This window comes from Candidatus Latescibacter sp. IFSED24 (assembly GCF_058273205.1).
In genome coordinates this window covers 3,186,170-3,197,787 of sequence record NZ_CM177850.1, presented here as the reverse complement: position 1 = coordinate 3,197,787, position 11,618 = coordinate 3,186,170, and the positions used below count along the sequence as shown (strand labels likewise).

General features: G+C 71.1%; 8 protein-coding genes and 1 pseudogene. 7 read left to right on the top strand and 2 right to left on the bottom strand.

Annotation, left to right across the window (positions count from 1 at the left end; translation table 11 throughout):
- Positions 1-88: 88 nt before the first annotated feature.
- From IFSED24_RS12975 to IFSED24_RS12965, 3 genes and pseudogenes are all read left to right on the top strand, one after another.
- On the top strand, positions 89-1,072 hold the full coding sequence (locus IFSED24_RS12975) for a glycosyltransferase family 2 protein (protein WP_491331893.1): 984 nt from the start codon (positions 89-91) through the stop codon (positions 1,070-1,072).
- The gene (locus IFSED24_RS12970) at positions 1,066-1,947 is read left to right on the top strand and encodes a hypothetical protein (RefSeq protein ID WP_491331892.1); all 882 of its coding nucleotides are present in this window, start codon (positions 1,066-1,068) and stop codon (positions 1,945-1,947) included. The genes IFSED24_RS12975 and IFSED24_RS12970 overlap by 7 nt, the downstream gene beginning before the upstream one ends.
- Positions 1,944-2,795 (top strand): annotated as a pseudogene (locus IFSED24_RS12965) (lysylphosphatidylglycerol synthase transmembrane domain-containing protein); the annotation flags it as partial. The gene IFSED24_RS12970 and the pseudogene IFSED24_RS12965, both read left to right, overlap by 4 nt.
- 36 nt (positions 2,796-2,831) lie before the next feature.
- On the opposite strand, the gene IFSED24_RS12960 reads toward IFSED24_RS12965, so the two are convergent.
- Entirely contained in the window at positions 2,832-3,692 is an 861-nt protein-coding gene (locus IFSED24_RS12960; protein WP_491331891.1) for a class I SAM-dependent methyltransferase, read from the bottom strand.
- A 14-nt stretch (positions 3,693-3,706) separates the two neighbouring features.
- The gene (locus tag IFSED24_RS12955) at positions 3,707-5,791 is read right to left on the bottom strand and encodes a TPR end-of-group domain-containing protein (RefSeq protein WP_491331890.1); all 2,085 of its coding nucleotides are present in this window, start codon (positions 5,789-5,791) and stop codon (positions 3,707-3,709) included.
- Between the two features lie 252 nt (positions 5,792-6,043).
- Between IFSED24_RS12955 and IFSED24_RS12950 the strand changes: the two genes are divergently transcribed.
- From IFSED24_RS12950 to IFSED24_RS12935, 4 genes are all read left to right on the top strand, one after another.
- Complete coding sequence (locus IFSED24_RS12950) at positions 6,044-6,613, top strand: hypothetical protein (protein ID WP_491331889.1); 570 nt, start codon at positions 6,044-6,046, stop codon at positions 6,611-6,613.
- Between the two features lie 182 nt (positions 6,614-6,795).
- On the top strand, positions 6,796-7,311 hold the full coding sequence (locus IFSED24_RS12945) for a DUF4402 domain-containing protein (RefSeq protein ID WP_491331888.1): 516 nt from the start codon (positions 6,796-6,798) through the stop codon (positions 7,309-7,311).
- A gap of 173 nt (positions 7,312-7,484) precedes the next feature.
- Positions 7,485-8,354 (top strand): fimbrial biogenesis chaperone, encoded by an 870-nt coding sequence (locus IFSED24_RS12940; protein ID WP_491331887.1) that lies wholly within the window; start codon positions 7,485-7,487, stop codon positions 8,352-8,354.
- Position 8,355: 1 nt separating this feature from the next.
- Positions 8,356-11,538, top strand: coding sequence for a hypothetical protein (locus IFSED24_RS12935; protein ID WP_491331886.1), 3,183 nt, complete (start codon positions 8,356-8,358; stop codon positions 11,536-11,538).
- Positions 11,539-11,618: the final 80 nt, after the last annotated feature.

Here is an 11,618-nt window from a genome sequence, read left to right as displayed (position 1 = left end):
TTGCAAGCGGGGGGCCAGTGCGCCGCCGGGGGCTGGATCGCTCCTTGCATGGAGATCCGATGGCGGCGTGTGTCCGCCGGGAGGAACCATGCAGCTGTCGGTGGTCACCACGCTCTACCAGTCCGAGGCGTTCGTCGCCCCGTTCCACGCGCGGATCAGCGCCGCGGCCCGGGCGGTGTGCGGCGCCTGGGAAGTGATCTACGTGGTGGACGGCGCCACCGACGGTTCGCTGGCCGAGGCGCGCCGCCTGGCCAGCGCCGACCCCCACGTCACGGTGATCGAGCTCGCGCGCAACTACGGCCACCACCAGGCCATCATGGCGGGGCTGGCCGCGGCCCGCGGCCGGCGCGTCTTCCTCATCGACGTCGACCTCGAGGAACCCCCCGAGCTGCTCGCGGAGTTCTGGCGCGAGCTGGACCACGGCGACGACGTGGTCTTCGGCCAGCAGCAGGCGCGCAAGGGCGGCGTGGTCGAGCGGCTCACCGGCGCCGTGTTCTACAAGCTCTTCAACGCGCTGACCGGCCTCGATCTGCCGCCGAACCTGCTCACGGTGCGGCTGATGACCCGCGCCTACGTCCAGGCGCTCCTGCAGTACGGCGAGCGCGAGTTCGTGCTGGGTCCGGTGGCCCACGACGCGGGCTTCCGCCAGCGCGCGCTGACGGTGCGCAAGGGCTCGCGGCCGGGCAGCACCTACACCCTGGGCCGCAAGCTGGCGCTGACGCTGCGCGCGGTGACCTCGTTCAGCGACCGCCCGCTGACCCTGCTGGCGGGCCTCGGCCTGGCCATCCTGGGCCTGTCGGGCGGCGCGCTCGCCTGGGCGCTCCTGACGCGCCTGGTCCTGGGCAAGCCGGTGCCCGGCTACACCAGCCTGCTCATCTCGATCTGGCTTCTGGGCGGGCTGACCGTGTTCGCCGTGGGCGTCTGCGGCCTCTACGTGGGCCGTGTCTTCCGTGAGGTGAAGGGCCGGCCGCGCACGCTGGTGCGGGCCATCCACCACCAGCGGACGCCGGCGGCCGATCCGGCGACCACCGCGCAGGAGAACGCCGACCCCGCCGAGGTCCTGCCGTGCTGACCCCGGGCTGCGGACCGCACTTCGTGGTGGCCGGCCTGCCCCGCACCGGCACCACCTACCTCTACCACAACCTCCAGCGCCACCCCGGGATCCACCTGCCGTGGCGCAAGGAACTCAACTACCTCAACCTGCACCGCGATCGCGGACCCCGGTGGTACGCCGACCAGCTCGCGGGCGCGCGGCCCGGCCAGCTGATCGGGGATATCGAGCCGGGCTATGCCCTCGACACTGAAATCCCCGCCCGTCTGCAGACGGCCACCCCCGGCGTGAAGGTGGTGCTGGGGGTGCGCGAACCGGTGTCGTGGGTGCGGTCGCTGCACGCGCACTTCACGCGCCTGGGCGACCCGGTGCCGCCGCTCATCGATTTCGCGCGCGGGGGCTGGGATCGCCGCCAGGACGGCGGCTGGTTGCACTACCGCTTCGGCGAGGCGGTCTACACCGACCTGCTGGCCTCCTGGCGCCGAACCTACGGCGCCGACCTCCTGCTCTTCGACTACGCCGCCTTCGCCCGCGACCGCCTCGGCATCCTGCACGCGCTGGAAGCGTTCCTCGGCCTGCCGGCCCACTTCGCCGCCGACAACGTGGTCGACCGCCGGCTCAACGCCTCGCAGGGGCGTCTCCTGCCCGGCCTGGCCTCGCTGTCGCGCCGGAGCACGGGCCTCGTGGAACGTCTCCTGCCACGCGAGGCCGCGCGCCGCCTGCGTCTCGGCCTGGAGGGCTGGGCCGCCGCCTCGGCCACGGTCCCGTCGCCGCCGGCGCCGCCCGCCGCCCTGGTCGAAATGCTGGCGCCGGCCCGCCGCCATCACGATGCTCTCTTCGCCGCCCCGATCATCCTTGGCGACGGCTCGCCGCTGCTGGCGGAGGCCGTGTCATGACCCGCCGTCGCGCCATGACCCTCAACCTCCTGAAGATCGCCTTCACCGCCGTGGTGCTGGCCGTGCTCGCCGTGCGCACCGACATCGGCGAGGTGCGCCATCAGCTCGCCGCCGCGTCGCCGCCGCTGGCCATGGCGGCGTTCGCGCTGCTCATGCTGCGCAACCTGGTCCTGGCCTGGCGCTGGCGTCAGGTGCTGCGGGCCTGGGAACGGCCGCTGCCGGTGGTGACCCTGCTGCGCCTCGTGCTGGTGGGCGCCTTCTTCACCCTGACCATGCCCACGGCGGCCGGCGGCGACGTGGCGCGCTGGGCGCTCATGCCGCGGCACCGGGTGGGCCGACTGATCGCCGCCCAGAGCGTGCTCTGCGACCGCCTGATCGGCCTGGCCGGCCTGGGCCTGCTGGCGAGCCTGGCGCTGCCGCTGGCCTGGGACCTGGTGCCGGGCCCCTGGCTGCGGCTCGTGGTGCTGTCGCTCCTGCCGGGGTCGCTGGCGGCCGCGGCGATCCTGGCACGTCCGGATCGGATCCCCAGGCGCTGGCGCGCGCGGCTGCCCCTGACACGGGCGCCCCGACCCCGGGCGCTGGTGGCGGCGGGGCTGGGCGCGGTACTCACGCACGTGGTGGCCATCTCGGCGCTGGTGGTTCTGGGCCGCGCGCTGGGCGACACCACCCCGCCGGTGGCCTACGCGGCGCTGCTGCCCGTGGTCTGGCTGGCGAGCATGCTGCCGGTGAGCGTGGGCGGTCTGGGGGTGCGCGAGGCCGGCTTCGTGGCGCTGTTCGTGGCCGCGGGCATGCCCGAGGTCATGGCGGTGGCCATCGCCGGGCTCTGGCTGGCCATGACCCTGGCGCAGGCGCTGATCGGCGGGGTGCTCTGGCTCGCGGGCCGGTCAGTCGGCGCGCCGGGCGACGCAGACCAGCGACCCGCCCCAGCGATGGTCCCAGCCGGCGCGGGTGAAGGTCAGCTCGCCCCGGGTCACGATCCGACCGACCGTATCGACGACGCGCGGTAGCCGCGGGGCTCTCGCCTCGGCGGGCCGCCGCCAGCGCGCCGCCTGCATCAGCGGCAGCAACCACACCAGGTACGAGGTCCAGCGCTCCACCGCGAACCCGGCGCGCGCCAGCTTCCCGGCGAGGTCGGCGCGGGAGTAGCGGCGGCGGTGGCACGACGCCTCATCGACCCAAGACCACAGCCAGCGGTGCTGCGGCACGGTCACCAGCAGGAGACCGCCCGGGCGCAGGGCATCGTGCAGGCCGTGCAGGGCAGCGAGGTCGTCGTCCAGGTGCTCGAGCACGTCGAAGCACCCGCTGGCGTCGAAATGGTCTCGATACGGTAGCCGGGTGGCATCGGCCTGGAGGAGCCGCGCTCCGGGCACCCGCCGTCGCGCGTGGCGCAGGCCGGCCAGCGAGGCTTCCACGCCCCAGAGCGAGAGTCCGGGACGGTCGTCCGCCACCGCCGCGAGGACGTGGCCGCCGCCGCAGCCGACCTCGCAGTACGAGCGCGCCTCGGGAGCGTGGGTGCGCAGCAGGTGCACCAGGAGCTCGCGGCGGCAGCGGAACCAGAAGTGCCGGTCCTCCACCGCGGCGAGGTCGTCGTGCGCGTGGTCGCCGAAGCCGTCGTGGCTGTGGGCGAGGCGCGGGGCGAAGACCGCGAAGCCGTCGTGCGATTGGGCCGCGAAGCCGCAGCGGCAGCGGGCCGCCGCAGGGGTGGCGGGGTCCAGGTCGCAGCGGCAGGTGGGGCAGCGCAGCACGGTCGCGAACTCCGTCAGCTGGCGGCGCGGGCGGTGCGGCGGCCCTGCCAGCGGTTGCGGAACGAGTCGTAATTCCGGTCGGCGCGCAGCGCCGCCAGGTCGCCGTCGGTCTCGATGCGGTCGAACTGGTCGTAGCCGCGGTCGAGGGCGGCGGCGAGCGCGGCGTAGGCCGCCCGCAGGTCGCCGGCGCGCGACTCGACGCAGGCCAGGTTGTAGTGCATTGCTGCGTCGTCGGGATGGGCCACGAGGTAGCCGTTGGCGATGAGCCGGGCGAGGTCCACCTCGCCGTTGAGGTAGTAGAGCGCGAATCGCTGCTGGACCTGCGCGGCGGAGAGCCGCGCCCCGCCGGCCTCGCCCGAGGCGAAGGCCCGGGCCTCGCAGTATCGCAGCAGGGTGTCCTCGACCCGCGGCTTCAGCAGCTTCCAGCCGGGGACGTTGCGCTGGAGCGTGCGCAGCAGGCGCAGCGTCTCGCCGGGGGAGACCGCACTGGCCACGTTGGTCAGTCCGATGAGCGTGCTCAGGTTGTCGACGGCGGCGAAGCGATCGGCCACCAGGGCGTTTGTGGCCAGAGCGGACAGGGCGGGGGTGAGGTGGTCGCGGTGGACGAAGACCGAGGCCGCGGGCCCCAGATATAACAGTGTCCACTCGGGGGCGGCCTGGAAGGTCTGGGCCACGCGAAAGGCCTCGACGTTGCTGATCACTGCGGTGGCGAAGCCGTGGCGGGCATGCAGCGCGCGCAGGCCGTCAACCGAGGGGGCGCGCTGGAACGCTACGGCGGCGGCGCGGACGTCGGCGGCGTAGGGCGTGTAGCGCGGGTCGATGTAGACGGGGCGCTCGGGGCCCAGGGCCCAGATCAGGTAGCCGCCACTCTGGTAATCGTTGAACAGCGGGCCGGGCAGGTCGTGGTCGGCGACGAACCTCGCCGCGTCCACCGGGTGCGCCGTGCTGAGGCGCGGGCCGAACCAGTCGTTCTCGTAGGCGATCAGGGTCCGGGCGCCGAGGGCGCCCACGGCGAGCAGCAGGATGCCCGCGGTGGCCAGCCACCGGAGCCGCGGGCGGGCCGCCGGCTCGATCCGGTCCAGGGTCGGGATCAGCGTGAAGAGCCAGACCAGCGGCGCGAGGAGCAGGAGCCGGCCCAGGAACCAGGAGGCGCCCACGAAGACGATGGCGGCCAACGCCAGCGGCAGCTCGTCCCAGCGCCGCCGCCGCGCTCCCGTCCAGACAGCCGCCGCCAGCATCCCGCTCATGGCCAGCCAGAGCCAGGTCGTGCCGGTACGGGGCACCTCCTGCAAGCGCGCGGCGTGCAGGAAACCGTGGGTGGGCGTCACGTCGCGGATCACCGCGCCGCCGGCCACCGCCGCCTCGCCGCCCAGCCGGCCCAGCCAGTACGCCGGCAAGCGCCAGGTCTCCGGGGTCAGGCCCAGCGCCAGCAGGCTCAGGCCCGCCGCCACCAGCAGGTGCCGGTACGAGGTCGCCGGCAGCGCCGACGGTCGCTTCAGCAGATGCAGCAGCACCTCGCCGCCGGTCAATAGCCCGAGCAGGACCACGCCCAGGATCACCTCGCCATGGCTGTTCACCCAGACCAGATAGATTGGCGGCAGGAGCCAGAAGCGATGGCGCGGCGCCTGCCGGGCGTGCAGGTACACCGCCAGCACCGAGGCGGTCAGCGCCGCCGAGAACATGGTGTTCTTCACCTGGACCGCGGCGGGCTTCATCACCAGCAGCACCGCCAGGATCGCCAGTATCGAGAGCAGGTCGTACCGCCGCCGGCTGCGGACCCAGAGCGTCACGATGCCCAGGTAGAGCGCGGCCTGCAGCAGGCGCAGGCCCACCTCGCCGCCCAGCGCGTGGACCGCGTAGAGGACCGTGTCGCCGAGCCAGCTCACGTAGATCCAGGTTTCGGTCAGAGGGGTCCAGGCGTAGGCCGCGTGGTCCACGGTCCAGGTCTGGTGCGCGACGCAGTGTCGTCCGTAGGCCAGGTGCCACCACAGGTCGGCGTCGCCGACGGTGGTGTCGTAGAAGGCCAGGGCCGAGATCAGCGACAGGACGGTCAGCAGCAGCAGGCCCCAGCGGCGGTGGTGGGCCATGGTCGCGAACATGGTGCTCTCCTTCAGGGGCGTGGATCGATCATCCCGGATCGTCTTTGCAAACCGTGCGCCACGCCGGGGCATGCCGTTTGCGCTGGTTCCTGACGGCGATCCCTGTCGATTCCGCGCCCCGCTCGTGGCGCGGTCCGGGCAAGTGATTGCAGGACAGTTGATTGCAATGGCGGCGGCCGTGGCCCGCCACCAGGAAAGACGGAGGCGATGCGGGACAGGCGACCGAAATCAGGGCGTTTGTCGGCAGGTTTCGTGACAGCCGGCGGCATGGTTTGCCTGGTGCTGGCCGTGCTGCTGGCGTCCGCGTCGTCGTCGCTGGCCCTCGATCCGGGCGACGGCACGACCATCTCGGCGCAGCAACTGCGCCGACCGGTGGGCGCCTCCGACAAGATCGTCCCGCTGGACCTCGGCGGACGCGGTCTGTCCGCCGACAAGGCCGAGCTGTCGGTCTATCAGGTCTACGCCATGCACTTCGGCACGCTCTGCGACAACTCGGGCTACGTGGTCCTCGGCACCAACGACGCCATCACCCAGGATCCGGACCACCTGGTCTACGGCGGCACCCCGTTCTCGGCCGAGATCCGGCTCAACGGCGACGCGTTCCGCGCCGTGAGCGTGAGCATCGCCGCCGGCAGCGCCACGGGCTTCGCGCTCAGCGCCTTCGAGACCAGCTACGGCACGCCGCCGCTGTCAGGCCTCACCCTCGACGCCACCGGCTACCTCACCTTCGACCTCGGCGCACGCCTCGACATCTCGGCCGGCGACGTGGACCCCGGCAGCGGCCAGCAGATCGGCTACACGGTCACGGCCGTCTACGAGTAGCCCGTACCCGCCCTGAATCATCCCCGGATCTTTTCCAGGATTTTCTCCTAAAGCGGTCCTCAGGATGTCCGAATCAATGCCTGTGCAAGGGCTGAGAGATGATCGGAGCCAGCCCTGGAGAAACTGGTAAGGAACCAGTAGAAGTTCGTCAGCCATTTCGGCTGGAGACAAAGGAGTGACCGATGAAGAACTTCTCGCGTTTCTCGATTCTGGCCCTGGTGCTCGTGGCTCTTGCTAGCAGCGCCGGTGCCGTGGACCTGGTGACCAACGCCCAGGTCGACATCATCGAGGGTATCACCATCGCCCAGACCCAGGCGCTGAACTTCGGCGTCCTGGTCCTGAACAACGGCTCGGTCGTGGTGGCCGCCGAAGACGGCTCGACCACCGATACCGACAACCTGATCAGCGATGCCACCAACATCGCGCAGGGCGTGTTCGACGTGACGTCGACGGTTGGCGCGGACATCACCGTGACCTGCACCGCCGGCACGCAGCCGTCCGGCATCACCCTGGACACCTTCACCGCCGACTGGGCCGGTGCCGGTGCCGAGGGCGCCGTTCCCCAGACCCGGACCCTGGCCATCGCGACCGAGGAGCTGGAAGTCGGTGCCACGATCACCATCGATCGCACCCAGGCCAGCGCCACTAGCGGGACGCCCGTCAACCTGCCTTACACCGTGAGCGTGACCTTCCAGTAGGCCGCCTCACTGCTCCATAGCAGGCTTTTCCGGGACGAGGACTCAGTTCTCGTCCCGGATTCTTTTGGCGCCAGCCCCCCGGCACGGGGCTTGCGGTTCTTCCGTTGGTACTCCTGTCGAGCAGAGCTAAGTCTCTGCCTTGCAACTAATTGTACTCCAACGGAGGCTCTTCGATGGTCCTCGACTCGGCAAAAATGGGCAAGACTCTGGGAAAACTGTGCTGTCTGGCGATCCTCCTGCTGGCCACCGGCGTCCGGGCTCAGGGCGTCTCGGTGGCGCCCAGCCGGATCCTGCTCGACGGCAACACCCGGGCGGCCACCGTCTTCCTCTCCAACCGCAGCGGCGAGGCGGAGACCTACCGCATCTCGCTGGTCTATTACACCATGGAGGAGGACGGCCGGCTGGTGCGCGCCGATTCGGCGGTTACCGCGAGTGCAAACTTCGCCGGCGAGGTGCTGCGTTACTCCCCCCGGCGGGTGGTGATCCCCGCGGGGAGCTCGCAGACCGTCCGCCTGCTGGTGCGCCGGCCGCGCGACCGCAACGTGGACGACCAGGAGTTCCGCGCCCATCTCTCGGTGTGCTCGGTGCCCACGGTGCCGCGCCTGCGGGAGGTGGAGGAGAAGCTGCCCGATCTGGATGGCCAGGACAAGTTCGTCGCGCGACCGGTGGCGTCGGTGGAGACCCTGGTGCCCATCGTCGTGCGCTTCGGCCACCCCGAGGCCACGCTGGCCATCTCCCAGGTGTCGCTGACAAGCCAGGGCGCCGTCCGCTTCAGCCTGGACCGCACCGGTGGGCGCTCGCTCTACGGCAACCTGACGGTGACCCACATCGACCCCATGGGTAACGAGAGCCAGATCTACTTCGGCCGCGGGATCGCGGTCTACACACCCAACCCGCAGCGCGTCTTCACCCTGGTGTCGCCCCACGAATCGGTCGACCTCGCCAGCGGCCGCATCATCGTCGATTACCAGGAGACGCCCGACGGCGGCGGCGACCTGAGCTCCCGCGTCGAGATCGTGCCCGGCCAACTGAGCCGGCGGTGAAGTGAAGATCCCTGGCGGCATGATGGCGCTCCTGGCGCTGCTAATGCTCCTGACGGCGACCGTGCCCGCGTTCGCCCAGGACGACGGCATCCTGCTGCCCGTGAACGAGGCCGACGTGCTGATCCTCGAGGTGCGTGCCGAGCGTTACCTCGCCAGCCGCGGACTCATCGGATACCTGCACGGCGACCAGGTGCTGCTGCCGCTGGGCGAACTCGCCTATGTCCTGGAGTACGCCATCGTCTCGGATCCCGGCCGGGGTGTGGTGGAGGGCTGGCTGGTCGACGAGGACCGGACCTTCCACCTGGACGTGGCCAACCGCAGCGTCACCGTCGGGGACCGCCAGAGCGGGATCTCCGAACCGTGCCTCTACGTCAACCAGGACGACATCTACGTCTCCAGCGAGGTGCTCTCCAGGTGGTGGCCCCTGGACCTGGAGATCGATCTGCGCGGCCTGCGCGTGGCGATCATTCCACGCGAGACCGTGCCCCTGATCAGCCGTCTGAACCGTGAGGCCAAGTGGGCGCGGCTGGGCAACGGCGAGCAGGCCAGGATCGAATATCCCCGCCGCGAGGCCGGCTACCGGCTTGCGGCGTGGCCGTTCGTGGATGCGGCGGTGACCTGGGATACCGCCGAACGCAGTCGCTCGAACTGGACGGGATCGTTGCTCAGCCGCGGCGACCTGGCCAAGCTCAGCATCACCGGCTTCCTGGGCTACGACCGGCACGCGGTGAACGACTGGACCGCCTGGCTACGCGCCGGCCGCACCGACCGCGATGCCGAGCTGCTCGGGCCGCTATCCGCAACCAGCTTCACCTTCGGTGACGTCGCGAGCACTGCGCTGCCGCTGATCGGCGGCAGCGAGCGCGGGCGCGGCGTGGCGGTGACCAACCGTCCGCTGGGCAGCGTCTCCCAGTTCGACGCCATCGACATCCGCGGCGACGCGCCGCCGGGCTGGGAGGTGGAGCTGTACCTCGATGGCTCGCTCCACGACATCCAGACCGCCAGCACCGGCGGCGAGTACCTCTTCACCGCGGTGCCGCTGCACCTCGGCCTGAACACCATCCGCGCCATCCTCTACGGCCCCAACGGCCAGAAGCGCGAGGACGTGCGCACCTACAACATCCGTTCGGGCATGTGGAAGCGCGGGCACTTCAACTACAACTACGCCGGCCTGCAGCGCGGCGAGTCCATCGTGGGGTCACCCACCTCGGGGTCGAACGTGATGGGCCAGGGCGAATGGCATCACCAGCTCGAGCTGGGCTACGGACTCACCTCGACCACCACGCTGGGCGCCACCGTGGCGCAGGTCTACGTCGAGGACCGCAACCACGACTACGCGCAGGGCACCCTGCTCCAGTCGCTGGGCCCGATCTTCCTGCAGGCCGTGGGCGTGAAGGACCTCGACGCCGGCTTCGCCGCCTCGCTCGCGGGCCAGACGCGCCTGGGCCGGCAGTCGCTCTACCTGAGCCACGCCGAGTACTCGGACTTCGTCAGCAACACCAACGAGGGGTCGGGCGAGCTGTCGCGCAAGAGCGAGGCCCGGCTCACTGGCGCGTTCTACAAGAAGGCGCGGCCCTTCCTCAACTATCGGCTCAAGTGGCTCGGCGAGGGTTACGACGTCAACTACGACGTGCGGCGCGACTACCTGGACACCTACCTGGGCACCAGCCTGGGCCGGGTGAGCGTGGGCCACGATCTGCGCTACCTCCAGGAGTCGGGTGACCTCGAGCGCGACGACCTGCTCGGCAAGCTCATGCTCGCCGGCTATCTCGCGGGCATCCGCCTGCGCGGCGAGATGGAGTACGACCTCGACGACGGCGAGGGCGTCCGTCAGGTGGGCGCCACGGCGAGCCACAGCTTCCGCCCCAACCTCACCGGCCAGCTCACCGGCCGCCGCAGCTTCCTGGGCGAGGGCGCCACCTACGTCCAGGGCAACCTCGACTGGCATTTGCGCCCGGTGCGCCTGGGCCTGCGCGCGGGCTACGACACGTCCTACGGCGCCAGTGTCGGCGTGTCGGCCTCCACCTCGCTGGTCAAGACGCCCGACAGCGGCGGCTGGATGATGTCGGGCAAGCCGCTCACCAACCAGGGCGCGGCGCTGGTCAGGGCGTTCATCGACCAGAACAACGACGGCGCCTACGGGCACGGCGACGCCCCGCTGCCCGCGGTGGGCTTCGGCCGCAACCCGCTGTGGCAGGACATCCGCACCGCCGACGACGGCCAGGCCTTCCTGCCCGGCATCCCGGCCAACCAGTTCGTCAACGTCATGGTGGACATGGCCACCGTGGAGGACCCGTACCTGGTGCCAGCCTTCGAGGGCATGACCACGGTGGTCCACCCCGGCGGCGTCTCCGACCTCGCCTTCCCCTTCCGCTACGTGGGCGAGATCGAGGGCGTGGTCACCCGCGACGAGGCGCTCACCCGCCCGATCCGCAACATCGGCCTCGAGCTGACCGACCTCGCGGGCAACCGCATCGCAACCGCGGTCAGCGAGTTCGACGGCTTCTACCTCTTCCAGGGCGTCCTGCCCGGCGACTACCTCATCGGCGTGGTGGAGAGCACGCTGCGCGGCCAGCCGTACCTGGTGCCCGAACCGCAGCCGGTGACCGTGCCGCCCGGCGGCGATTACGTGCAGGGGCCGGCCATCGTGCTGCGGCGTCTCGACGACGAGCCCGAGCTGATGATCGCCGAGGTCGAGCCCGAGCCGGAACCCGAGCCCGAGCCGGTGGTGGCGATGGGCGGGGGTGGAGACGGTATGGGTGGTGCCGGTGGGTCCAGCGGCTCCGGTGGCGGCGCGGGTGTCGGCGGGAGTGGTGCGGTCGGTGGTGGCGGAGGCTCCGATGGCGGCAGCGGAACCGGTACCGGGGATCGGGCCACATCAGGTGGCTCCACTGGACAGGCCGGCGCTTCCACGCGCGACGTGACGCCGCCGACCCGGCCGGCCACCGAGCAGCCGCCGGTGGTGGCCGAGACGCGGCCGCGGGCCGACGAGGCCGAGGCCGCAGCACCGACAGGAGAGCCGACGATGGCCGCGGGCGAGACCCGTTCCGCGCTGTCCAGGAGCGCCACACCGCCGGGGCCGGCCCCGGCCGCCGATCCCGAGAGCCTGGATCCGGCGACGGTAAGGACACTGCACCTGATCTACGAGCTCTTCTACGAGAGCACCCTCTTCGCGGGCAACTGATCGGCTGCGCCTGGCGGGGTGGTGCCTGGGTGGCGTGTGCCGGCACACAGCAATAAGTAGCTATGAAATAGTCACTTAAC